The sequence below is a fragment of the Arthrobacter sp. BB-1 genome (genome assembly GCF_006151685.1).
Lineage (GTDB): Bacteria > Actinomycetota > Actinomycetes > Actinomycetales > Micrococcaceae > Arthrobacter.
The window spans coordinates 1-23,420 of sequence record NZ_VDEV01000007.1; the positions used below are offsets into that span (position 1 = coordinate 1).

Sequence of the window (23,420 nt, forward strand, 5' to 3'; positions counted from 1 at the left end):
GCACCAAGGCGGCACCACCGGAATCAGCAACCTGGGCCAGCCCTGCCCAAAACACCACAAACTCCGCCACACCAGCGGCTGGAAACCCACCCCCGCCACCACAACCGGACCACCCGGCTGGACCTCACCCACCGGCCGCCACTACACAAGCGAACACCAAGACTGGGAACCACCCCACTGGCCGGAACGCGCTGTGCCGGACGAGCTGCGCGCGCTTGATGACCTCCTGGAACTGTGGCGTCTAGCCGATGACCCTTCGGAACTGTGGCGTCCACCCGATGACCTTTCGGAGTTGCCGCTGCCTGATGACTTATCTCCTGGCTGGCCTCCACCAACCGATCTGTCGCCCCAGGATCTATATCCCCAGGAGCCGTCTTCTCAGGACCCGTATCCCCAGGAGGAGTTGCCGGAGGACACATATGCTGACTGGTTCCTGCCTGGGTACCAGCCGCCCAAGGACCCGCTGCCCGAAGATGCCTGGTGGGAAATGGCCTGCCAGGCAAGCACCGGCGTCACGTCATGAAGCCCTCGTGGTGATCGTGACGATGACGGCTGCGCGGAGTGCGTCTCCCGTCAGGGAGGAAGGGACGGAACCGGGGGTATGCCGCCGTCGAACTTTCCACCACGCACGGGGCCCGCTAGATTCATCAGCAAGATGACTAATCAATCCAGTCCCATGCACGCAACCGCCTACTGGACCACCGCCAAGGAGCACGGGGAGCTTCGTCCCGAGGAGCTGCCGGCCCGCGGGCCGGACGAGGCCCTGGTCCGCGCCCTGTATTCGGGCATCAGCAAGGGCACGGAAATGGTGGTCCACGCAGGCGCTGTTCCGCCCCGGGTTGCCGAGGAGATGCGGGCGCCCCACCAGGAGGGACACTTCCCCGGGCCGGTGAAGTTCGGGTACCTGTCCGTGGGGGTGGTGGAGGAGGGGCCGGAAAGCTGGGTCGGGAAGCGCGTCTTCTGCCTGAATCCCCACCAGGACCTCTACGTGGTGCCGGTCAGTTCACTGACGAAAATCCCTGACGACGTCCCCTCCCGCCGGGCGGTGCTCACCGGGACGGTGGAAACCGCGGTCAACGCATTGTGGGAAGCGGGTCCGCGCCTTGGTGACCGGATTGCAGTGGTGGGAGCGGGCCTTGTGGGCGGCATGGTTGCCACCCTGCTGAGGACCTTCCCATTGCAACGGCTGCAGCTGGTGGACCTGGATCCGGGCCGGAAGCGCCTGGCGGATTCCCTGGGTGTGGACTTTGCCCACCCGGATGACGCCCTGGCCGACTGCGACATCGTCTTTCACTGCTCTGCATCCCAGGAAGGCCTTGAGCGGAGCCTGCAGCTCGTGGGCGACGAGGGGGACGTCATCGAGATGTCCTGGTACGCCAACCGGGAGGTGACCCTGCCGCTGGGGGAGGACTTCCATGCCCGGCGGCTATCCATCAGGGCCAGCCAGGTAGGTGTGGTGGCACGCGCCCGCCGGCACCGCCGGACCAGCGCCGACCGCCTGGATCTCGCCGTCTCGCTGCTGAAGGACCCCGTCTTCGACACCTTCCTCACCGGTACCTCGCCGTTCGCCGAGTTGCCTGACACCGTGCAGGACCTCGCCCACGGGAACCTTGAGGCCTTGTGCCACGTGATTGAGTACCCCCACGACGAAGACCGCCGAAACAAAGGCGCCCAGAACGAAGATTCCCGCCAGACCCGAGAAGACCAGAGGTAGCCCATGTTCAGCCTGACCGTCCGCCGCCACTTCATGATCGCCCACAGCCTTCCCCGTGAGGCGTTCGGGCCCGCCCAGGCACTGCATGGGGCAACCTTTGTGGCCGAGGTGTCCTTCCGCCGTCGGACGCTTAACGATGACGCGATCGTGCTGGACATCGGCGCCGCCGGCACCTTGATCGAGGAGGTGCTGGCAGGCCTGAACTACCGCAACCTGGACGAGCACCCGGACTTCACGGGCAAACTCAGCACCACCGAGGCGCTGGCCGAGTACATTGCCCAGTCCGTTGCGGACAAGCTGAAGGATGACGACGACGGCGGGCAGCTTGCGGGCATCGACGTCACCCTGCGCGAGAACCCGGACGCCTGGGCCACCTATTCGCTGGACCTGCTGCCGGCAGCCTGATCCAGTGCCCCGCATCCGACTGCTGGTCCCCGGCAATATCCACCACCATTCCGGCGGCAACGTCTACAACGCGCGGCTGGTGCAGGGCATGGAGGCTTTGGGGACAGAAGTCGAAGTGATCGCAGTGGACGGCGCCTGGCCGGAAGCCAGTGCACACGCGCGGCGCCGGCTGGGCAGCCTCCTCGGCGCCTGGGAACAGGACGCGGGACTGCAGGGCGCGGGCAAGCAGGACGCGGAACAGCAGGGTGCGGGCCAGCAAGCGGCAAGCCAACAGGGCGCGGGCCAGCAGGGCGCGGGCCAGCAAGCGGCAAGCCAGCAGGGCACAAGCCAGCAGGGTGCACGGCCGCAGGGCATCGTGACGCTGGTGGACGGGCTGATCGCCATGGGCGCGCCGGATGAGCTGGAGTTCGCGGCCAAAGCCGGCCGGGCAACCTGGGTGCTGGTCCACATGCCGGCCCCCGCCCGCCACGGGCTCGAGGCGAGGTCCCTGCGCGCCGCCGCCGGGGTGCTGTGCACCAGCACCTGGGCCAGGGATGTCCTGGCGGCGCGCCACGGCCTTCGCGGGCTCAAGGTTGCCCTTCCCGGCACCGATCCGGCGCCCTTGGCCGGAGGATCCGCGCCGCCCCATATCGTCACCGTGGCCGCACTCCTGCCCAACAAGGACCAGTTGCTTGTGGTTGAGGCGTTGGGCCTGCTGCAGGACCTCGACTGGACGGCATCGCTGGTGGGATCGGACCAGGCAGACAGCGGGTACACCGGCAAGGTTCGCGCCGCCGTTCATGCGAACGGGCTGGACGGGCGGATCCAGCTCACCGGCGAGCTGACCGGCCAGCCGCTGGAAAGCGCATGGCAGCGGGCGGATCTCAGCCTGCTGGTCTCCCGCGCTGAGGCTTTCGGCATGGTGGTCACTGAGTCGCTCGCCCGGGGTATCCCCGTTATCGTGCGCGACGGAACGGGCGCGGTTGAAGCCTTGCGCCTCGGCGCATCGGGAACGGACGACGACGGCGGCCCGCTTCCAGGAGCGAAGGTTGCGTTCCCCGCCGATGATGACCCTGCCAACCCCGCCCTGCTTGCCCAGGTCCTCCGCAGCTGGCTGGAGGACCCCGCAACCAGGGCTTCCTGGCGGGAGAGGGCGGTTCAGGCCAGGAACAGGCTGCCGGGCTGGGAGCGCACAGCGGCCGTGGTGCTGGACGCCATCCGGAATTAGAGCCGCGTACGGTGCCCGGCGAAGAACTCACGCAGCAGTCCGGCGCATTCCGCCTCGCGCACACCGGGGTAGACCTCAACCCAATGGTTCAGACGGCGCTCGCGGAGCACGTCGAACACGGATCCGGCCGCCCCCGCCTTCTCATCCCACGCCCCGAAGACCACGCGGGGAATCCGGGCCAGGACAACGGCGCCGGCGCACATGGCACAGGGCTCAAGGGTTACCACCAGGGTGCAATCGGCAAGCCGCCAGCCGTCCCCGGTTCCGCCGTCGAGCAGTGAAAGCTGGCGCAGCCGGTCCGCCGCCTCGCGGATAGCAACCATTTCGGCATGAGCAGTGGGATCGCCCAGCTCCTCCCGCTGGTTCCGCCCGGAACCCAGCACGGCGCCGTCGGGCCCCAGCACCACCGCACCAATCGGCACATCCTCCGTGGCGAGGGCGCGGCGGGCCTCAGCCAGGGCAAGGCCCATCCACGCGTCGAATTTTTTATCTGCGGAGACCATGGCTCAATGATAGTTTCGTGGGATAACCAAAGCCCGTGACGCCCAGCCGCCGGGAGGCACAGTGAGCACCGTCCGAGACCGCATGGACAAGTGGATCAAGCCCTATGCCGCCTTGTGGCTGACCATGATCATTGGGGGAACACTGGTGGTCGCCCTGGCCCTGCTCGGCGCCGAGGTGTACGCGAACGTGGTGGACGAGGAAGGGCTGGCGAGCCTCGATATTCCTGCACTGGAATACTCCCAATCGCTGCGGAACCCGGACGTGGATGCCTTCGCCACGGGCTTTACCAACGTGGGCGGCGGGATCGGGATGCCCATTCTTGCCAGCATCCTCACCGCGTGGCTGACATTCCTGAGCAGGACCTGGCGGCCCATCGTCCTGGTGGGCGGTGCTGCCCTCGTTTCCACAACGGCCACCACCCTGGGCAAGCGCCTGGTGGGCAGGGCGCGGCCGGACCATTCGGAGGCTGTGCCGCCCTATGAAACCACACCGTCCTTCCCCAGCGGACACACCCTGAACACAACGGTGGTGATCGGGGTCCTGGTCTACCTGATGTGCCTTCAGTTCCGGATCCTCTGGGCCAGGATCGCCGCAATCACGGCCGGCGCCATCTTTATCATCGCCATGGGCCTGAGCAGGGTTTTCCTGGGACACCACTGGCTGACCGATGTGATGGCCGGCTGGTTCCTTGGCCTCGCCTGGGTGTGCATGGTGATCCTGGCCCACCGGTTGTTCCACCTGATACGGCGCCGCGAGCACGCAGGCCCTGCGCCCACGTTTGAACGCCCCGTGGTGCGGGATGTAGTGGCCGACGCGGTGCACCATGACGGGCGGCACACCGACCGGGGCGAGGGTAATGCCGGGTGATAGTTTTGACCCATGCGCACTCTCGTTGTTGACCACCCGCTGGTCGCCCATAAGCTCACCGTCCTCCGGGACAAAAACACCCCGTCCCCGGTTTTCCGGCAGCTGACGGAGGAGCTGGTGACCCTCCTCGCCTACGAGGCCACCCGAGAGGTCCGCACCGAGCCCGTCACCATCGAAACCCCCGTCAGCACCACCGTGGGCACGGCGTTCACCAAACCCACTCCACTGGTGGTCCCCATCCTTCGCGCGGGACTGGGCATGCTGGAGGGCATGACCAAGCTGGTCCCAACCGCTGAAGTGGGCTTCCTGGGCATGGCCCGTGACGAGGAAACCCTGGACATCATCACCTACGCCGAGCGGCTCCCTGAGGATCTCACCGACCGGCAGATCTTCGTGCTGGATCCCATGCTTGCCACCGGCGGAACACTGCGCGAAGCCATCAAGTTCCTGTTCAAGCGCGGCGCCTCCGATGTCACGTGCATCTGCCTGCTCGCCGCGCCGGAAGGCCTGGCCAAGCTGGAGGAAGAACTCTCCGGCGCAAACGTCACCATTGTCCTGGCGTCCATCGACGAGAAGCTCAACGAAAAGTCCTACATCGTCCCCGGCCTCGGCGACGCCGGCGACCGGCTGTACGGCATCGCAGGCTAGGACTCAAGCCTTTCCCGCTTCCCAACACAAGGCTTAGCCTGTGCGCATGGACTGGAAACTGGAACTCGTTTTTGTGCCCGTGTCCGATGTGGACCGCGCCAAAGACTTCTACGTCAACAAAGTGGGCTTCAACGCAGATTTCGACGAGCGGCCCAGCGACTCCATCAGGTTCGTGCAGCTGACCCCGCCAGGGTCTGCCTGCTCCATCTGCATTGGGGAAGGGCTCACGGATGCGCCTCCCGGCACAGGCTCAAACCTGCAGCTCGTGGTCAATGACATCCAGGCCGCCCATGCGCAGCTGAAGGCCAACGGGGTGGAGGTCAGCGAAGTGGACGTGCAGGACTGGGGCCATTTTGTGTACTTCGCCGACCCTGACGGGAACCGGTGGGCGATCCAGTACATCCCGGGCCGGGACGTACTGGACCGCGAGGGGCAAGCTGCCTCGGTTTAGTACCAGTTATTGGCGTAGTGGAAGTTCAGTGCTCCACACGGGGACTGGTAGCGCTCCTGGATGTAGTCCAGGCCCCAGTTGATCTGCGTGCGGTAGTTGGTGAGGTAGTCGGCGCCGGCGCTGGCCATCTTCTCAGCCGGCAGGGACTGGACGATGCCGTAGGCGCCGCTGCTCGGGTTGGTGGCCGTGGTGGTCCAGTCCGATTCCTTGGTCCACAGGGTCTGCAGGCACTGCATCTGGTCTGGTGCCCAGCCATAGGAAGCCAGCTGACCGGCAGCGTACGCTTGGGCGCCTGCAGGATCGTTAACCGCGACGACGGGTGCCGGCTCGGGTGCCGGTTCGGGCGCCGGGGCAGGTGCCGGCTCGGGCGCAGGAGCTGGCGCGGGTTCCGCGGCCGGGGCTGGAGCCGGTTCGGCGGCCTGCGGGACAACGTTGATCGGTTCTGCCGGGGCGGCAGGCGCGGGGTTGGCACGGATTTCGCTCTGCTCCATGCTCAGCTTCGACTGGGCCTCCGAGGCCTGCGCTTCAGTGGCGGCCACGCGGGCGCTGGTGACAGTGGCCTGGCCCGCGGCGCCGACTCCAACGAGGAGGGCGCAGGACGCTGCCAGGATCGCGGCGCGCTGGCCGAAGGACGGGATTTTGCCTGCTGCGCGCGGGGCGCTGGCGTCGGAACCTGAAAGCGGGCGTGGTTTTACAAGGAACTTTGACATGATGGATCGCCTCTCACACCTGCGGAGTTAGCTGTCGGGTTCGGATGAGGGCATCCGGCCGCACGGATAAATCACGTGCAGGCTTAACCCCAAGGGCATTCAGTGCCCGGGACGGTGGGTCCCCCGCCTCTGCCGTTGCTCAAGAGGAATCCGGGAAGTGGCAGAGCTTGGCGTCAACCCGGGATATGCGGTCCGATCGCGGAACGCACCCCATCGACGGTACAGGAGTGCAGCACGAAAGTCACATTTTGGTAACGGGGATCACGACGACGGCGCGTCGCCTTGCGCCATTCCGCGCAACATGGGCAGCTGCAAGGTGAACTGCGTGCGGCCCGGTTGCGACGTTACCGTTACCCGTCCGCCGTGGGCCTCGACGATGGACTCGACGATGGACAACCCCAGGCCGCTGGTTCCCTCAGCGGCGGGGGCCCCGGCAACGTTGCCGGTGCCCGCGCGGGCCGCGTCTGCGCGGGCAAACCGCGCGAAGACGTGGTCCACGAACTCAGGCGGAATGCCGCCGCCGTCGTCCGTTACCGTCACCACCGCGGCGCCCTCCGGCGTTTTCCCCACGCCCGTGACCACCGTGGTGCCGGGAGGGGTGTGCTTGCGGGCGTTGGAGAGCAGGTTCATCAACACCTGCCGCAGCTGGGATGGATCCCCCTTGACCACCACCGGCTCGTCGGGAAGCTCCAGGCGCCAGGTGTGCCCGGGAGCCACGACTTTTTCGTCGCTGACGCCTTCCACCACCAGCTGGGTCAGGTCCACCTCGCTGAGCTTCAGCGGCTGGCCTTCATCAAGCCGCGCGAGCAGCAGGAGATCCTCCACCAAGGCGGTCATCCGTTCCGACTGGCTTTGGACCCGCGCCAGCGACTTCTCCCCGTCCGCAGTGAGATTTTCTGTCATCCTCATCAGCTCGGTGTAGCCGCGGATTGCGGTCAGCGGCGTGCGCAGCTCATGGGAAGCGTCGGCCACGAACTGCCGCACCTTGGTTTCGCTCTTCTGCCGCGCCTGCAACGCATTGGCAACGTTGTCCAGCATGAGGTTCAGTGCGTGCCCCACGCTGCCCACCTCAGTTCCGGGATTGGAGTTCGACGGCGGTACGCGTACAGCAAGTGCTACCTCACCGGCATCCAGCGGCAACTGTGAAACGCGCGTGGCCACCTCGGAGAGCTGCTCAAGGGGCTTCATGGTGCGGCGGATCAGGACCGTGCCCACGAGCCCGATCAGGAGCAACCCGCCCAGCGAGACAACCACGAAGGTCCAGACCAGGGACGTGAGCGTGCTCTCCTTGGCCGCCAGGGGAAGCCCGGTGACCAGGACGTCGCCGAAACTGGTTTTGACCGCGACCAGCCGGTAGTCGCCGTTTGAAAGCGTGCGGTCAATAGGCCGGGCGTCGGTGGCCAATGCCAGCAGGACCTGCTTGTCCTCCGTGGACAGCGCGGCGCGGGTGGTATCCGCTGCGAGGAAGCCAGCGCTGTTGACCTGGCCGTTGAGGATACGGGCGTTCAGCGTTCCCACGCTTTGGCCGCGGGAATCCAGGGGGTCCCTGCCATTGAAGCCGCCGGACGGAGGGCGGCCGGGATCGTTGGAGCGGGCTGCGGCCTGGCCCAGCTGCTCGTCCAGCTGGCGCGTGAGGAAAGCGTCCATGGAGGCATAGCTCACCACGCCCACTGCACCGCAGATGGCGACCAGCAGCGCCATGGCCAGGAGGATGAGCCGGGTCCGCAGATGCCAGGTGTTGGGCCTGAGCCACCTCCGGCGCTGCGGCTCCGCCGTCTGCACGGAGGTCATGGCGCGCCTACTCCGCCGGTTTGATGACGTACCCGGCGCCCCGAACGGTGTGGATCATGGGCGGCTGCACGGCATCCACTTTCTTGCGCAGGTAGGAAATGTAGAGCTCCACGATGTTTGCCTGTCCGCCGAAGTCGTAATTCCACACCCGGTCCAGGATCTGGGCCTTGCTGATGACGCGCTTGGGGTTTTCCATGAGGTAGCGCAGCAGCTCGAACTGGGTGGCCGTCAACTGGAGCTCCTCGCCCGCGCGGGTCACCTCCCGGGTGTCGACGTTGAGCACAAGGTCTCCCACCACCAGTTCGGCAGTGTCCATGGCCGCAACGCCGGACCGCTGGACCAGCCGGTGCAGCCGCAGCAGGACTTCCTCCATGCTGAACGGCTTGGTGACATAGTCGTCCCCGCCGGCAGCCAGGCCCACGATCCTGTCCTGGACAGCGTCCTTGGCAGTCAGGAAGAGCGCGGGGACCTCGGGCGCGAAGGCGCGGATCCGGCCCAGGACCTCGACGCCGTCGAACCCCGGAATCATGACGTCCAGGACCAGGACGTCGGGGCGGAAGTCCTTGGCCAGCTTTACCGCTGCGGGACCATCGGCGGCAACCGCCACTGACCAGCCCGCCATGCGCAGGCCCATGCTCATGAGTTCAGAGAGGCTGGGTTCGTCATCCACCACCAGCGCCCTGATGGGGGAGCCGTCCGGATGGGTGAGCTTGGGGAGGTTGTTTGTCATGGAGTGCGAAGTGGCCATGGAACAACTCTCCGATCATTGGTTTAAGCCCGGCTATGGCGTTCCTGTGCCCAAGCTGTGAATCCCAGCCTAGCGAGCTGAACGTCCGCAACGGCTGGTACCGCGGTGCTGCTGCCTTGTTTCGGCTGCCACCTTGCTGCCACCTTGCTGCCGCCTTGCTGCCGCTGCCGAATTGCCCGCCAGGCATTTGCAGACCCCTGCCGCCGGCTTCTGCTGCCCGTCCGTGGAAATTTTCTTGTCCGGAATTGGAGGCGGCTGGACACGCCAGCGGCGCGGTGAGTGGGATTTCCCTATCAGTCCGGGTGTTGAATATGTGGACGCCTGAGCGCTGTTCCGTCGAATATCATTCTGCAGTCCGGCCATGTTGGCGGCTGGTAACGGATAACAAGCGTTATTTTTGCGGCTATGCCAGAATCGTGATCTGCGGCACATTAGCCCAATTCGTCTCATAATGCGGACGATCCGGTCCATTGTTACTTGCAAGTTGTCATTGTTACGCTGCACACTTCCAATGTGAACAAGAACTCAACAGCACCTGCAGCCGCAGAATATTGGCCCAGCACATCCGCTGCTGCCGACATGCGCTGTTGTCGAATGCACGCCTGACCTTCCCACCCTCCGAAGTTCTTAGGCATTCGCCCCCAGCCCAGCGTCGGGCGCCCCTCCCCAGTTCGCATTGCGGGGAAACCCAGCATTCGGGCCGTGATGACGGCCATTCACATTGAGGTAAGCAAACATGACAGTTGCATCCGGATACGTCCACATCTCCGTCCGTAACGCCGCCAAGGCGGGCCAGGCCTCCGGCCTCCGCCCCGGTTTCGGCCCCCGCCCTGCCCTTGCTCCCTCTGCTTCCGGAAGCAGCTTTCCTGCCCAGGGCTACGCGCCCCAGGGCTTCAACCCCAATTCCTACGGGCAGCTCCGCGCCGTCCAGCCGGCGGAGGCTGCACCGATGACGGCCCCCACCCCCGTAGTGGCCGGCCCGGCTGCCGTCCGTCCTGTCGCCAATGACAACGTTGCCCGCGGCTTCGTCCTCTACATGGGCATCGACGAGGAAACCGCGGCAGCCGCCGGGACATCCATCGCCAAGCTGGCCCAGGAGATCCGTGCCTACGCCCAGTCGCTGGTGTCCGGAGCCGAAAGCTACGCAGCCGTCGCAGTGGCTCCCGCAGGCACCCCCGGTTCCGCGCTTGACGTCGTCCGTTCCACGTTCGGTGACCCCACCGTCAACACCCGCCCGCGCACTGAGGCCGCGCGTCCCGCGCAGGCCCAGGAGCCACGCCCGTCCGGTGTCCTGATCGACCTCGCCCGCCGCGAAGTCCACCTGGACGGCGAGTCGCTCAACCTGACGTTCAAGGAGTTCGAACTCCTGAACTACCTGGTGGAGAACGGCACCCGCACCGTGGGCCGCGACGAGCTCCTGGAAGGCCTGTGGCGCAACGCCGAAGAGGTCCCCAACGAGCGCACCATCGACGTCCACATCCGCCGGCTGCGCTCCAAGCTGGGCCGCCTCGCCAATACCGTACGCACGGTCCGCGGCCAGGGATACCGGTTCTACGAGCACCCCGAAGTTGTGGTCTGGGCCGCTCCGGAATACTCGATCTAACTCACTTTCGCGCGAAGGCGACCTGCTCCTGCCGGGCTGGTCGCCTTCGCTCTCGCGAGGCATCCTTCGGCGCCTGCGCTCGTGCCTCACGCAACAACGGCGCTTTCAGGACGCCTCGCTGCGCTACGGCGACCGGCATGACCCAGGCACCACCTGCTGCGCGTCCCGGCCTCTCCAGGCACTGGGCCGCCTCCGCGGCTGATGGGGCTCGCGTCACTGTGGGCACGCTTTTGAGCTCTGCTTTGGTGGCGAGGCCTGAGTTTCCGCCGTGTGTCTTCCCGGGCGAGGCTGAAAGCGTGCCCTGCGTGACGCTGCTTCTGGCTGGTCCCTCCCGCTAGGCTTGGGGCATGAGTGGGCACCATCTTCGACGGCTTGTGATCATGCGCCATGCCAAGGCCGACTGGCCTGGCGGGGTGGCCGATCACGAGCGCCCGCTGGAGGAGCGGGGCCACCGGGAGGCGCCCCTGGCCGGCCGCTGGCTGCTCAAGCACAACATCGTCCCGGACTTCATCCTCTGCTCCAGCGCCCTGCGGACCCGGCAGACCTGTACGTGGGTGTGTTCCGAACTCGGAGACAAGGCGCCCACCCCCAAGCTTGAGGACGGGCTCTACGCTGCCTCGGCACTCCGGATGCTCACGGTGATCAACCACGTTCCGGATACCGTGACCACACTGATGGTGATTTCGCACCTGCCGGGCGTCCAGGATCTGGCAATGCACCTGGCCTCGCGGGATTCGGACCACGACGCCTACATGGACGCCGCCACCAGGTACCCCACGAATGCCCTCACCGTCCTGGAAACGGAGAAATCCTGGGCGGAGCTGGACGGACAGGACGCGCGCATCACCAGGTTCAAGGTTCCCCGGGCCCACTAGCTGCCCCCAGTCCGGAGGGGACGGGCGGGGTCACCGGCGCGGTGTGGGTTTGGCTCCGGTTTTCGACGGCGGTGTCCTGGCAGGGGAGGCGGACGACGACGGCCGGGTGGCTGGCGTGGAGGGCACCCGGGCAGGTGCGCGGAGGCCCCCGGTTCCCTCGCCGCGGGTCCGCGGCGTCGCCGCCTGCGGGGCCGGCTTGCGCTGCCCCGAGGCCGTTGCCGTTGCTGTTGCCGTGGCCGCGGGCCTGCCGGCCGCCGTCGTCCGTCCCTTGACGGAAGTGCCGCGGCCTGCCGTGCCCCTGCCGGCCGTACTCTTTCCACCAGCGGTGCCCCGTCCAGCGGTGCCCCGTCCAGTGGTACCCCGTCCAGCCGCGCCCCGTACGGCCCTGCCCCGTCCGGCCGTGCCCCGTCCGGCCGTGCCCCGTCCGGCCGTGTCCTTCCGCGACAGCGGCTGCAGCCGACGCCCGCGGGGCCAGGCAGCGCCCAGGAACAGCACGAGCAGGGTCACCAGGCCTGCGGCGGCAGCACCGAAAAAGTAGTTGTCGGGGTCGTGGGTAGGCAGCGGCGTTCCGATGAATGAGGACTCGCCTGCGAACGCCAGTTCCCACGTGCTGACGAAGGCGAGGGAAAAACCGATGGTGAGGCTGGTGCCCGCGCCGGCTGCCAGCAGGGCCAGGCGCCGCCCCCGGTTCAGGATCTCCATGATGCATGCCAGGCATGCCAGCGCCAGGACGCCGAGGAACGCCACGAACACTGGTTCGGCGAGCGTCATCCCGGTCAGCACCAGCAGGCCGGCCGCAACAACACCGGCAACAACCGCAAACTTTCCGCTCTTCCCCATGCGTCCCATCATCCCTGAGCCGGGGGTTGCTTCAGCACGTAGCCGCGCATGATGGCCATGATTGCTGCAACGCTTTGGTCACGCGTCCGCTCGGGGTGGTACGTCTGCCGGTCCAGTCCCACCACGAAGCAGGCCCCGAAGATGGCGGTTTCCAGGCTGCCCCGGGAAATCGAGGAGTCCACGGGGTATGCCTGCGCCACCTTCTCCACCGCCTCCCCGATCACAGCGAGCAGTTCGCCGCGCAGGACCGCGAACGTGCCCTGCCACTCGCTGGGGATGCGCCAGTTTTCGCTGACCCAGAGGCGCGCGAAGGACGGGTATTCGGCCATGAAGTCCAGGGCTTGGCCGATCATTGCCTCCATGGCCAGCAGCGGGTCACTGGCCTGAACGCCTCCGGCCCCGTCCAGGCTTTTTGGCCGGTCAGCTCCTTGTTCCGGTGTTCCCATCAGGCGGGCCTTCAGGATGTCCACCCCATGCCGCAGCAGCTGCGCGATGAGCTCTGATTTGCTGCCGAAGTTGTAGTAGACGGTCCCCTTGGAGACGCCTGCCGCAGCGGCGATCTCATCAACCGTGACGCCCGCGGCACCCCGCTCGCCGATGAGCTCCATGGACGCGTCGAAGAGTTTCTGGCGCGTGGCGGTAGTCCGGGCGGGGCGGAGGCTTTTCGCTGCCCTGGATGGCTCCATGCTCATACTGCAATCTCAGGCTTCAGCGTCTTCAGGGTCCAGTACTTGTTCCTGCGCACGGCAAGCGTGGACAGTGCAGCACCGAGCGCGGTATAGCCCACCAGGCCCAGGACTGTGGGCGCGATCATGGACAGGTCCCCGCCATAGACCAGGTGCCGCATTCCGGTCACTACATAGCCCATGGGCAGGACTTCATGCACCACGTGGAGCGGCTGCGGAGTGGTTTGCCAGGGGAAGGTCCCGCCGGAAGACACCAGCTGCAGGACCAGCAGGACGAGCACCACGAGTTTCCCGGGCGATCCAAGCAACGCCACAACGCCCTGGATGATGGCACTGAACGCCATCGCCGCGGCGAGCATCAGCAGCCACATCAGGACCGGATGGGCGGGATTGAGCCCCAGTGCAAGGTTAACCACCAGGGTAAGGAGGGTTGCCTGGACCACAGAGACCGCAAGGAACGGCAGCCAGCCGCCCAGCGCGATTTTCCAGGACGCCGCATTGGACGCCAGCGCCCGCTGGGTGATGGGGCGCATGGCCTGGACCAGCATGAAGATGCCGATCCACAGCGCGAGGGTGAGGAAGAACGGGGCAAGCCCGGCGCCGTACGATTCGGCCTTGGCCTGTGAGACGTTGCTGACCGCCACCGGGTCTGCCATGACCCGGGAGAGGTTGCTCTTTTGGGTGTCGTCCGGGTTGGGCACCTGCCCTGCGCCCTTGCCGAGTTCGTCCGCCAGCCTGCGGGAGCCGTCCGCGGCCGTACCGGCGCCCTCCTCCAGGCGGGCTGCCCCGGCGTCCACCCTGCTTGCTCCCTCGGCGAGCCGGCCGGCGCCGTCGAGCGCGGCCTGCTCTCCGGTGGCCAGCGCGGCAGCCCCCGTGTGCAGCTGGTCAGCGCCTGACGAAGCCTGCGAGACGGCGTCCCTCAGCGCGGGCGTGCCTGCGGCGAGCTGCGCCGCGCCGGCACTGACGGACTCTGCACCGCTGGCGAGTTGCTGGATTTGTGCGGCGTCTGCCTGGATCCCCGTTTTGGCTGCGGCCATGGGGCTGGAGCTTGCTGTGGCGTCGAAGTCGGCCAGAATGCTGTCCGCCTGCTCCTGCGTGAGGACGCCGGCCGCCATGAGCCTGCTGTTTGATTCGACCACCCGTGTCCGGAGCCCTTGGTCTGCGGCCTCCAACTGGGTTGCAACGTCCTGTACCTTGGCGTTCAGCTGCGCGTTGCCTGCCGCCACCTGGGCCGCCCCGGCAGCGAGGGTACGGGAATCGGTGGGCAGCGTGGACGTCTTGTCCTTGAGGGTGGAGAGCCCGCTGCTGAGCTGGCCCGCACCGTCGGTCAGCTGGTTGGCGCCGTCGCGCAGCTTGGCCTGCCCGGCGTAAAGCTCGCCGGCACCGGTGGCCAGCCCGGATGTGCCCTCACGGAGTGAGGCGGCTCCGTCGCGAAGCCGTGCCGCCCCGTCCACCAACCCGCTGGCGCCGTCGGCCGCCTTGACCATCTGCGTGTGGATGGTGCCGAAGCCGGTGAGCAGTTGGTTGGCTGTTTCCTCGCCCACCTCCGTGGCGACCGTGCTGTGGACGGCGGTGGTGAGCTTATCCACGATGGTGCCCAGGAGGTAGTTGTTGGCATCGTTGGTGGTGACGTTCAACATTGCCTGGTTGGCGGAGTCAAAGCTGCCCGAGGACACCAGGTTGGCGGAAAAGTCCCGGGGGATTTTCAGGGCGAACGCGTATTCGCCGCTGCTGACCCCCTGGTCCGCCTCTTCCGTGGTGGCTACGGGTATCCAGTGGAACAGGTTGCCGTCCACCAGGCTGTCCGCCACCTTCGCTCCCGCCTCAAGCTGCCGGCCGTCGCTGGCCGGGGCGCCGGCGTCCTCCACAACCAGGGCAGCGTCGATGTGGTCGAGGTTGCCATAGGGGTCCCAGTTTGCGTAAAGGTACACTGCGCCGTACAGCAGCGGGACCATGGTCAGCGCCAGGATGGTCAGCTTCGGCAGCAGCCCGCCGGTCATCCGCTTCAGTTCGGAGCGGGCCAGCCGCAGTACAGTCACTTGGCAACCTCTGTTTCGAGTTCAGCAGTTTCGGCGGCGTCCCCTGTGGCTGAGTCCACGGTGGCGGCGTTGCCTATGGCGGCGCTGGGTCCGTTCCACGACGGCGGGAGCGCACCAACCGTCGCGACGACGGCGAGCGGCCGCCCGCCGTCGGACGCCAGGCGCTGCAGCCGCGGCAGCCAGTGGGACTCGTCCGCACTGTGACGGTCAGGGGAATCGACCACCAGCAGGTCCGTGCTCGGATTGGCCAGCGCGAGCGCGATCAGGAGCTCGAGCCGGCGGCCGGGATCCAGTTGCTCGGTCCAGAGGCCCGCGATGTCCTCGAAGCTGTTCACCTTCAGCCACGGGCTGCTCAGCAGGGCGCCCCGGTAGTGGCGCGGGATGAGGGCCAGGTCCTCGGTCACCAGGTCCCGGACACTAAGGTGCTGCTCGGGCTCGTTGACGCCGGGGGAGTCCACCAGGGCACTCGCCAGGCGGCGCGGTTTGATCCGCTCGCTGCCGTCCCAGCTGACGTAACCACCGCTTGCCTTCATCCGGCCGCTGAGGACCAGTGCGAGCGTTGTGCGTTGGTCCTGCCGTTCGCCGGTGGCAAGGAGGAGTTCGCCGCGGTTCACGTGGAGGGAAGTTGCCGGGAGCAGGGGATCCCTGCGCCCTTTGGCAGAGAGCAGCTGTGCTGAGAGCAAGGGTGGCCTTTCGCAGAATGCGTCGCTGCAAGCCTAACCGAACTGACCGGTCAGTTCAAATAAGCGCGCTCACCGATCCTACAGGCCGTATTTTTCAAGGAGGCGCAGCCATACCTCGCTAATGGTGGGGTAGGAGGGCACCGCGTGCCATAGGCGGTCCAGCGGCACCCCGCCCACCACGGCGATCGTTGCTGCGTGCAGGAGTTCGGAGACGTCCGCTCCGGCGAACGTGGCGCCCAGCAGTACCTGGCGCTCCTCGTCGACCACCAGCTGCGCCCAGCCCTCGTAGTTCTCCGAATGCAGCGAAGATCCCGCAACCTGGATGGGAAGTTCCACCGATGAGGCGTTGTAGCCGTCCTCGCGGGCACTTTCCAGGGTGCGGCCAACGGTTGCCAATTCCGGATCGGTAAACACGACGTTGGGCACGGCCTGCTGGTTTGCGGTCTGTGAATAGCGGCTCCAGTCCGCTGGCCGGCCGGTCAGTTCGCCCTTTGCCCGGGCGGCGATGGCGTCGCCCGTCGCCCGGGCCTCGTATTTTCCCTGGTGCGTCAACAGATTCTTGCCGGCGGCGTCACCCACGGCGTACAGCCACGGTTCGTCGCCCGAAACGCCCTCCACCAGACCGGACGTGTCCGTGCTGAGGGCCAGGTGCCCGCTGCCGTCCGGTTCGATGCCGACACTTTCCAGTCCCAATCCTTCCAGGGCGGGGTGGCGTCCAACGGCCACCAGGACCCTGTCGGCGATGACCGTTGACCCGTCGGCCAGCTGCAGGCTGAAGGTGCCGTCATCGTTCCCGCTGATTCCCTGCGTCCCGGTGTTGAGCCGGATGTCCACTCCGTCCGCGCGCAGGCCGGCGGCCACCAGGCTGGCTGCCTCTTCCGGATAATTCCGCAGCAGCCTGCTGCGCGCCACCAGCGTCACGGCGGATCCGAGGCGGGCGTATGCCTGAGCCAGTTCGGTTCCCGCAACGCCGCCGCCCAGGACAGCGAGCCGCTCCGGAATCTCGCTGGCGGAGGTGGCCTCGCGGGTTCCCCAGACCTGCAGGTCCTCCAGTCCCTCGATAGGGGGAGTGTTCGGCACTGAACCCGTAGCCAGCACCACCGCGTGGCGCGCCGCCAGTTGGTGGGAGGTGCCGTCCAACCCCGCAACCTGGACTGTCTTGGGGGCCGTCAGCCAGGCGTGGCCCCTGATGAGGTCGATGCCGGAATCCTTGACCCAGGCAACCTGGCTGTCATCCTGCCAGTTGGACGTGAAATAGTCCCTGCGCTTCAGCACTGCCGCGGCATCCAGGGTCCGTGTGACGGCTTCCTTTGCGCCCGGCGTCGTTTGCGCAGCGTGCAACGCGGTCCCGGGGCGAAGCAGCGCTTTTGACGGCATGCAGGCCCAGTAGGAGCACTCGCCGCCCACCAGTTCCGCCTCCACCAGCACCACGAAGAGGCCACCCTGGGCGGCGCGGTCCGCGACGTTTTCCCCCACGGCGCCGGCGCCGATCACCACAACGTCAAATTCCTGCTTCACAGGCTCGGGCATCATGGGGACAGCCTACGCCGGGGACAACGCGGAAGTGGGCCCAACGCAAAAGGTCCGCACCGGCGAACCGGTGCGGACCTTGTTGGTGCGCCCAAAGGGATTCGAACCCCTGACCTTCTGTTCCGTAGACAGACGCTCTATCCAGCTGAGCTATGGGCGCATTCCGTGTTCCTGGAGAAGAACCGCTCTCCCTGAACCTCGAATTACTTTACGCGAGGGTTGGCTGGGATGCCAAATCGTAGCGCCTGTAATCTCCGCTACTAGACCGGTATAGGTGACCTTTGTCACTTAATCGTAGAATTTCAGCCTGAAGTTCCTTGATTTCCCGCGGAATTCTACTTCTGTGACCTCTGACGGTCAGCATACGTCCAAAAAACTCCAGTGGTCCGGACCATAGCATTTAGCACACACCGATGAACCCGAGGAAGGGAACCGCAATGGGCGATCTGGCGCAGAAGCCGCTGCTTGAGAAAGCACCCACCACACATGCCGGTCTGCTGGCATGGGTCGAAGAGGTTGCAGAGCTAACGCAGCCGGACAGCATCTACTGGGTGGACGGGTCCGAAGAGGAAAACACCCGGCTGACCGATGAGCTGGTGGCCGCCGGAACCCTGACCCGGCTGAACCAGGACCTGTTTCCGAACTCCTTCGCGGCCTTCTCCGACCCCGCAGACGTAGCCCGCGTGGAGGAGCAGACCTTCATCTGCTCGGAAAACAAGCGCGATGCCGGGTTCACCAACAACTGGATGGCTCCCGCGGAGATGAAGGAAAAGCTGCGCGGGCTGTTCGCCGGTTCCATGCGCGGCCGCACCATGTACGTCATCCCCTTCGTCATGGGCCACCTTGACGCTGAGGACCCCAAGTTCGGCGTCGAGATTACGGACAGCGCCTACGTTGTTGCCTCCATGCGCATCATGGCCAACATCGGCACCCGGGTGCTGGACAAGATCACCGAGACCAACGCGTTCTTTGTCCCGGCCCTGCATTCCCTGGGAGCCCCGCTGGAACCCGGCCAGGCCGACGTCGCATGGCCCTGCAACCCGGACAAGTGGATTGTCCACTTCCCCGAGGAGCGGTCCATCTGGTCCTTCGGCTCCGGCTACGGCGGAAACGCCCTCCTGGGCAAGAAGTGCTACGCCCTCCGCATCGCCTCCGTGATGGCCCGTGACGAAGGGTGGCTGGCTGAGCACATGCTCATCCTCAAGCTCACCTCGCCGGAGAAGAAGTCGTACTACCTGTCAGCGGCCTTCCCGTCCGCCTGCGGTAAGACCAACCTTGCCCTGCTGGACCCCACCATTGAAGGCTGGGAAGTCGAGACCCTCGGCGATGACATCACCTGGATGCGGATCGGCAAGGAAGGCGAACTGCGCGCCACCAACCCCGAGGCGGGCCTGTTCGGTGTAGCCCCGGGCACCGGCTGGGGCACCAACCCCAATGCCATGCGCGCCATCGCCAAGGGCCACAGCATCTTCACCAACGTGGCACTGACTGACGACGGCGGTGTCTGGTGGGAGGGCATGACGGACGAGGTGCCGGCGCACCTGACCGACTGGGAGGGGAACTCCTGGACCCCGGATTCGGACAAGCCTGCCGCCCACCCGAACTCACGGTTCTGCACGCCGATCTCCCAGATCGACATGCTGGCCGAGGAATACTACAGCCCCGAAGGCGTGGAGCTTTCCGCCATCCTCTTTGGCGGCCGCCGCAAGACCACGGTTCCCCTGGTGACCCAGGCCCGCAGCTGGACCAACGGCATCTTCATGGGATCCACACTCTCCTCCGAGACCACTGCCGCCGCAGCCGGCCAGGTGGGTAGGCTCCGCCGCGATCCCATGGCCATGCTCCCGTTCATCGGCTACGACGCCGGCGACTACCTCAAGCACTGGATCAGTGTTTCCGGCAAGGCCAACCCCGAGCGGCTGCCCCACATCTTCCTGGTGAACTGGTTCCGCCGCACGGCCGACGGCGGGTTCGCCTGGCCGGGCTTCGGTGACAACGCCCGTGTCCTCAAGTGGGCCATCGAGCGCATCGAGGGCAAGGCCGGTGCCGTGGAGACGCCCATCGGTTACGTGCCCGCCGGCGACTCGCTGGACCTGACCGGCCTGGACCTCACCCACGCACACGTGGAGGAAGCTGTCCGCGTGGACCGGGAGGAATGGGACGCCGAGCTGGCTTCCATCGAGGACTGGTACGCACAGTTCGGCGATTCCCTCCCCGACGCGTTGCGTGCCGAGCTTGAAGCCCTGAAGGAACGCATGGCTGACCACAGCTAAGCAGCACGCAACAAACAGGCATAACGACGGCGGCGCCGCACCTTTCCAGGAAAGGTGCGGCGCCGCCGTCGTTCTCCCATCGGACTTGTTCAGCTGGCCAGCCAGATGTCCGGGCCGAACACTTCGTAGTGGATCCGGGTGGCAGGGATGCCGGCGTTGATCGCTTCATTGCGGATGTTCTTCATGAACGGCAGCGGGCCGCACAGGTACAGGGAAGCGTCAGCCGGAAGATCCACCTCGCGCAGGGACATGAAGCCTTCCTTGGCTCCAGCCACGGGCTGTTCAAGCCACAGCTGCAGCTCCGCACCGTCCAGGCGTTCGACGTCGTCCGTCATCTGGCCGCGGAGTGCCCAGCTGTCCAGCGTGCTTTCCGCATGAAGCACCAGGACCTGGCGGTCGGAGCCGGACTCGGCCAGGGACCGGAGGATGGACGCGGTGGGGGTGCAGCCGATGCCCGCGGAGGCCAGGACCACCGGCCCGTCGCCCTCCTTGAGGGTGATCTCGCCGTACGGATTGGAGATCTCCAGGATGTCACCCACCTGGACGCTGTTGTGGAGCACGGGGGAGACCTCGCCGCCGTCGTCAAGCTTGGTGGTGAAGCTGCGGCTGGTGCCGGCCTCCCCGGAGAGCGAGTACTGGCGCACCTGGCGAAGGCCTTCCGGCAGGGCCACCTTGACGCTGATGTACTGGCCGGGCAGGGCCGGGGTGACGGGCGTGTCGTCGGCGGGTTCGAGGGTGAAGGTCATGGAGCCGGCTCCTGCGGGAGTCTTGGCGGCCACCCGCCACGGCATCCACATCCTGTCGTTGGCCTGCGCTGCGTAGAGGCCCTTCTCCAGCTTGATCAGCGCATCGGCCATCAGCCAGTACACCTCGGTCCAGGCCTCGGCGATTTCCGGCGTGATGACCTCGGCAAGGTCCTCGGCGATGGCGGCGAAGAGGTGCTCGTACACCACCTGGTACTGCGGTTCCGTGATGCCCAGGGAAGCGTGCCGGTGGGCGATGCGGGACAGGACGGTCTCGGGGAGGGTGCCCGGATTGTTGACCAGGTGGGTTGCGAAGGCCGCGATGCTGCCTGCCAGTGCCTGCTGCTGGTTGCCGGAACGCTGGTTGGAACGGCTGAACAGGCCGTCCAGGAGTTCGGGGTGCGCGGCGAACAGGCGGGCGTAGAAGTTGGGGGTGATGGCGCCGATCCGGGAGCCCACCAGGGGGAGGGTCGCTTCAATGACGGGGCGGGATTTTTCCGAGAGCATGGGAACTCCTGAGGTAGCGGCCGGGGCCTTCGTCCGGCCTTCGCGAATACCTGCATGTCAGATGCCGGTTTTCATACCCAATTTCTACATCTTGTAGAAGATGGAAGCAAATCGCCCTGTAATACGGGCTTGGCGGGGCTGTCAGATCCCGGGACGGAGCCCGATCATGCTGAAGACCGGAGCCATTTGGCGCGAAACCGGGAGGTCGGCAATGGTGATGGAATCGAGTTCCAGGTAGAACGCCTCACGTGCCCGGGACAACGCGGAACGGAGCCTGCACTCGTTGATCAGGGGGCAGTTCCCGCCCGGAGCCACGCATTCTGCCGCATCGGTCCGGGTGTCGAGCTGCCGCAGGACCTGCCCTACGGTGGCATTGCGGCCGGCGTGGCTGAGGCGGGAACCGCCGGTACGGCCGCGGACCACCTCGATGTATCCGAGGGTGCGCAGCTTCGCCATCGCCTTGCTGACGTGGTTGTAGGGCGTCCCGACGGAGTCGGCGATGTTCTGCGTGGTCAGCAGGGTGCCGGCAGGGGCTGCCGCGAGCACCATGAGGGCCCGCAGGCTGACGTCGGCGAAGGCGTTGATCTTCATGCGGGCGCCGCCGGTCTAGTCCACCCAGATCGAAGGCTCGCTGGCGTCGGCCGCCAGCTCCCCAAATTCCCACGTCTGGGTTCCGGCGTTTGCCGAGTAGGGCAGCACGGCTGCGAAGACAGACCCGTCGCGGTGCTCCGCCGCTACATGGATGGCGTCCGAGTCCTCCTCCACCAGCAGGATGTCGCAGACCACGGCGGCAGCCCGGAAATCCTCCCGGTTCTGCCGCAGCAGGGCTGTGAGGTCGCTGATCATGGCATCGGCATCAAAGTCGCCGTCTGAACCTTCCGCGGCATCTGCCGGCGATACCGCCACCAGCCGCACCTCGCCGTCGTTCTGGACGGTCAGGGCGAAAGGCAGGAAGCCGCCACTCCGGTGGAGTTGCTCCTGGGCGGCGCTGACGCCCGTGCCCAGGAGGTTCTCCAAGTCCGTGGCGGTGGCATCCGGCACCGAGCCGCGCCAGGAGCCCTGTTCTTCGGAGCCTTGTTCTTCGGAGCCATGCTCCGGCGTGCCTGTCACGCTGCCCTACGCCCGGACAATCGCCAGGACGCGGTCCCGGACCTGTTCCATCGTGGCGCGGTCGGTTGCCTCTGCGTTAAGCCGGAGGAAGGGTTCGGTGTTGGACGGGCGCAGGTTGAACCAGTAGCTGCCGTCGTTGGCGGTGAACGTGCTGCCGTCCAGGGTGTCGATGGTGATGTCCTCGTCTGCGAAGGCCGCGCGCACACGCTCCACGGCGGCGGGCTTGTCCTCGACCTCGGAGTTGATCTCGCCCGAGCTGACGTAGGGCTCGTACTCGCGGCCCAGCTCAGAGAGCGGGCCGTCCTGTTCGCCCAGGGCTGCCAGGACATGCATCGCTGCCAGCATGCCGGTGTCCGCGTTCCAGAAGTCACGGAAGTAGAAGTGGGCTGAGTGCTCGCCGCCGAAGACCGCGCCTTCCTCCGCCATGACCGCCTTAATGAAGGAGTGGCCCACACGCGTGCGGACTGCCCGGCCGCCGTCGTGCTCCACCAGCTCTGACACGGCGCGCGAGGTGAGGAGGTTGTGGATGATCGTGGGGGTTTCCTCGCCCAACGCCTTGGCGCGGGCAATCTCGCGGCGCGCCACCATGCCCGTGATGGCCGACGGCGAGACGGGCTCGCCTTTCTCGTCCACCACGAAGCAGCGGTCAGCGTCGCCGTCGAACGCCAGGCCAATGTCCGCGCCATGCTCCACCACTGCCGCCTGCAGGTCGCGGAGGTTTTCCGGTTCCAGGGGGTTCGCAGGGTGGTTGGGGAAGGAGCCGTCCAGCTCGAAGTACAGGGGAACGATGTCCAGGGGCAGCTTGGGGAGCAGGGTGTCGCCCAGCACGGCAGGGGTGGTGAGGCCGGCCATGCCGTTGCCTGCGTCCACCACCACCTTCAGCGGCCGGGAACCGGACAGGTCCACCAGTTTGCGGAGGTATTCGGAGTAGTCCTTGAGTACGTCGCGGACGCCGATGAGCCCGCGCTTGGCCGCGGCCGGGATGGCGCCCGTGTTGAGGTACTGCTCGGCGAGGGCCTGGATGTCCTTGAGGCCGGACTCGGAAGAAATGGGAACGGCGCCGGCCTTGGACATCTTGATGCCGTTGTAGCCGGCAGGGTTGTGGCTGGCGGTGAAGGTGGCCCCTGCCCGGTTCAGGTAACCGCAGGCGAAGTACAGTTCGTCCGTGGAAATCAGGTCCAGCAGCTCAACGTTGGCGCCGCGGGTGGCTGCGCCGTTGGCGAAGGCCTTGCTGAACTCCGGGGAGGAAGGGCGCATGTCCCCGCCCACCAGGATGGTCTCGCCTTCGAGCTTCAGGATGTCCACGAAGGCGGCCCCCACGGCTTCGACGATTTCGGCGGTGATGGATTCGCCCACGATGCCGCGGACGTCGTACGCCTTGAAGGATGCCGAAAGGTCAAAAGTCGTTGTCTGTTCGCTAGTCACGGGCTTTATCTTACGTGGGCCGCGGAAGTGGCTGTGGAGGAAAGGTGGGGAGCGGCGTATG

22 protein-coding genes, 1 tRNA gene, 1 pseudogene and 1 riboswitch are annotated in these 23,420 nt (G+C 66.5%); of the genes and pseudogenes, 10 read left to right on the forward strand and 14 right to left on the reverse strand.

The window, feature by feature from the left end:
- The 4 genes and pseudogenes from FHJ30_RS21605 to FHJ30_RS04075 form a co-directional block, all read left to right on the forward strand.
- Positions 1-523, forward strand: a pseudogene (locus FHJ30_RS21605) (hypothetical protein); the annotation flags it as partial.
- Positions 524-655: 132 nt separating this feature from the next.
- Positions 656-1,714, forward strand: a complete 1,059-nt coding sequence (locus FHJ30_RS04065) for a zinc-binding alcohol dehydrogenase (protein ID WP_139027994.1) — start codon at positions 656-658, stop codon at positions 1,712-1,714.
- A 3-nt stretch (positions 1,715-1,717) separates the two neighbouring features.
- On the forward strand, positions 1,718-2,119 hold the full coding sequence (locus tag FHJ30_RS04070) for a 6-carboxytetrahydropterin synthase (protein WP_139027995.1): 402 nt from the start codon (positions 1,718-1,720) through the stop codon (positions 2,117-2,119).
- Between the two features lie 4 nt (positions 2,120-2,123).
- Positions 2,124-3,326, forward strand: a complete 1,203-nt coding sequence (locus tag FHJ30_RS04075; protein WP_240793582.1) for a glycosyltransferase family 4 protein — start codon at positions 2,124-2,126, stop codon at positions 3,324-3,326.
- On the opposite strand, the gene FHJ30_RS04080 is transcribed toward FHJ30_RS04075, so the two are convergent.
- The gene (locus FHJ30_RS04080; protein WP_139027996.1) at positions 3,323-3,829 is read right to left on the reverse strand and encodes a nucleoside deaminase; all 507 of its coding nucleotides are present in this window, start codon (positions 3,827-3,829) and stop codon (positions 3,323-3,325) included. The two genes, FHJ30_RS04075 and FHJ30_RS04080, sit on opposite strands and share 4 nt — an antisense overlap.
- A gap of 82 nt (positions 3,830-3,911) precedes the next feature.
- On the opposite strand from FHJ30_RS04080, the gene FHJ30_RS04085 reads away from it, so the two are divergent.
- Genes FHJ30_RS04085 through FHJ30_RS04095 form a run of 3 tightly spaced genes read left to right on the forward strand, consistent with a single transcriptional unit; the run spans position 3,912 to position 5,796 of the window.
- The gene (locus FHJ30_RS04085; RefSeq protein WP_139028077.1) at positions 3,912-4,697 is read left to right on the forward strand and encodes a phosphatase PAP2 family protein; all 786 of its coding nucleotides are present in this window, start codon (positions 3,912-3,914) and stop codon (positions 4,695-4,697) included.
- A gap of 12 nt (positions 4,698-4,709) precedes the next feature.
- On the forward strand, positions 4,710-5,345 hold the full coding sequence (gene upp / locus FHJ30_RS04090; protein WP_013599856.1) for a uracil phosphoribosyltransferase: 636 nt from the start codon (positions 4,710-4,712) through the stop codon (positions 5,343-5,345).
- Positions 5,346-5,391: 46 nt separating this feature from the next.
- A complete protein-coding gene (locus tag FHJ30_RS04095; protein ID WP_139027997.1) occupies positions 5,392-5,796 on the forward strand; it encodes a glyoxalase superfamily protein in 405 nt (134 codons plus the stop codon).
- Here FHJ30_RS04095 and FHJ30_RS21285 read toward each other — a convergent pair.
- The 3 genes from FHJ30_RS21285 to FHJ30_RS04110 all read right to left on the reverse strand — a co-directional run bounded on the left by FHJ30_RS21285 (position 5,793) and on the right by FHJ30_RS04110 (position 9,045).
- On the reverse strand, positions 5,793-6,506 hold the full coding sequence (locus FHJ30_RS21285) for a hypothetical protein (RefSeq protein ID WP_171058912.1): 714 nt from the start codon (positions 6,504-6,506) through the stop codon (positions 5,793-5,795). The two genes, FHJ30_RS04095 and FHJ30_RS21285, sit on opposite strands and share 4 nt — an antisense overlap.
- Before the next feature lie 5 nt (positions 6,507-6,511).
- A riboswitch (cyclic di-AMP (ydaO/yuaA leader) is annotated at positions 6,512-6,672 on the reverse strand.
- Between the two features lie 95 nt (positions 6,673-6,767).
- Positions 6,768-8,297 (reverse strand): HAMP domain-containing sensor histidine kinase, encoded by a 1,530-nt coding sequence (locus FHJ30_RS04105; protein ID WP_139027998.1) that lies wholly within the window; start codon positions 8,295-8,297, stop codon positions 6,768-6,770.
- A 7-nt stretch (positions 8,298-8,304) separates the two neighbouring features.
- A complete protein-coding gene (locus FHJ30_RS04110) occupies positions 8,305-9,045 on the reverse strand; it encodes a response regulator transcription factor (RefSeq protein WP_139027999.1) in 741 nt (246 codons plus the stop codon).
- Between the two features lie 736 nt (positions 9,046-9,781).
- On the opposite strand from FHJ30_RS04110, the gene FHJ30_RS04115 reads away from it, so the two are divergent.
- Both FHJ30_RS04115 and FHJ30_RS04120 read left to right on the forward strand, forming a co-directional pair.
- Complete coding sequence (locus FHJ30_RS04115) at positions 9,782-10,648, forward strand: winged helix-turn-helix domain-containing protein (RefSeq protein ID WP_139028000.1); 867 nt, start codon at positions 9,782-9,784, stop codon at positions 10,646-10,648.
- Positions 10,649-10,995: 347 nt separating this feature from the next.
- Positions 10,996-11,523, forward strand: a complete 528-nt coding sequence (locus FHJ30_RS04120) for a histidine phosphatase family protein (RefSeq protein ID WP_139028001.1) — start codon at positions 10,996-10,998, stop codon at positions 11,521-11,523.
- A 30-nt stretch (positions 11,524-11,553) separates the two neighbouring features.
- On the opposite strand, the gene FHJ30_RS21515 is transcribed toward FHJ30_RS04120, so the two are convergent.
- From FHJ30_RS21515 to FHJ30_RS04150, 6 genes are all read right to left on the reverse strand, one after another.
- The gene (locus tag FHJ30_RS21515; RefSeq protein WP_240793583.1) at positions 11,554-12,363 is read right to left on the reverse strand and encodes a hypothetical protein; all 810 of its coding nucleotides are present in this window, start codon (positions 12,361-12,363) and stop codon (positions 11,554-11,556) included.
- 8 nt (positions 12,364-12,371) lie between these two features.
- The gene (locus FHJ30_RS04130) at positions 12,372-13,055 is read right to left on the reverse strand and encodes a TetR/AcrR family transcriptional regulator (protein ID WP_139028003.1); all 684 of its coding nucleotides are present in this window, start codon (positions 13,053-13,055) and stop codon (positions 12,372-12,374) included.
- Positions 13,052-15,088: a YhgE/Pip domain-containing protein gene (locus FHJ30_RS04135; RefSeq protein WP_139028004.1), complete on the reverse strand. Its 2,037-nt coding sequence runs from the start codon at positions 15,086-15,088 to the stop codon at positions 13,052-13,054. Before FHJ30_RS04135 ends, FHJ30_RS04130 begins: the two co-directional genes overlap by 4 nt.
- Entirely contained in the window at positions 15,085-15,771 is a 687-nt protein-coding gene (locus tag FHJ30_RS04140) for an ABC transporter ATP-binding protein (protein ID WP_240793584.1), read from the reverse strand. The genes FHJ30_RS04135 and FHJ30_RS04140 overlap by 4 nt, the downstream gene beginning before the upstream one ends.
- 78 nt (positions 15,772-15,849) lie before the next feature.
- A complete protein-coding gene (locus FHJ30_RS04145; RefSeq protein WP_373683169.1) occupies positions 15,850-17,301 on the reverse strand; it encodes an NAD(P)/FAD-dependent oxidoreductase in 1,452 nt (483 codons plus the stop codon).
- Between the two features lie 83 nt (positions 17,302-17,384).
- Positions 17,385-17,461, reverse strand: a tRNA-Arg gene (locus FHJ30_RS04150).
- A 277-nt stretch (positions 17,462-17,738) separates the two neighbouring features.
- Here FHJ30_RS04150 and FHJ30_RS04155 point away from each other — a divergent pair.
- Positions 17,739-19,574: a phosphoenolpyruvate carboxykinase (GTP) gene (locus FHJ30_RS04155; RefSeq protein WP_139028006.1), complete on the forward strand. Its 1,836-nt coding sequence runs from the start codon at positions 17,739-17,741 to the stop codon at positions 19,572-19,574.
- An 89-nt stretch (positions 19,575-19,663) separates the two neighbouring features.
- Here the strand turns inward: FHJ30_RS04155 and FHJ30_RS04160 are convergent, their stop codons facing one another.
- The 4 genes from FHJ30_RS04160 to FHJ30_RS04175 all read right to left on the reverse strand — a co-directional run bounded on the left by FHJ30_RS04160 (position 19,664) and on the right by FHJ30_RS04175 (position 23,359).
- Positions 19,664-20,824 carry a globin domain-containing protein gene (locus FHJ30_RS04160; protein WP_139028007.1) on the reverse strand — a complete coding sequence of 387 codons (1,161 nt, stop codon included), beginning with the start codon at positions 20,822-20,824 and terminating at the stop codon, positions 19,664-19,666.
- A 141-nt stretch (positions 20,825-20,965) separates the two neighbouring features.
- Positions 20,966-21,415: an Rrf2 family transcriptional regulator gene (locus tag FHJ30_RS04165; protein WP_139028008.1), complete on the reverse strand. Its 450-nt coding sequence runs from the start codon at positions 21,413-21,415 to the stop codon at positions 20,966-20,968.
- Positions 21,416-21,430: 15 nt separating this feature from the next.
- On the reverse strand, positions 21,431-21,934 hold the full coding sequence (locus tag FHJ30_RS04170; protein ID WP_139028009.1) for a hypothetical protein: 504 nt from the start codon (positions 21,932-21,934) through the stop codon (positions 21,431-21,433).
- Positions 21,935-21,940: 6 nt separating this feature from the next.
- The gene (locus FHJ30_RS04175; protein ID WP_139028010.1) at positions 21,941-23,359 is read right to left on the reverse strand and encodes a phosphomannomutase/phosphoglucomutase; all 1,419 of its coding nucleotides are present in this window, start codon (positions 23,357-23,359) and stop codon (positions 21,941-21,943) included.
- Positions 23,360-23,420: the final 61 nt, after the last annotated feature.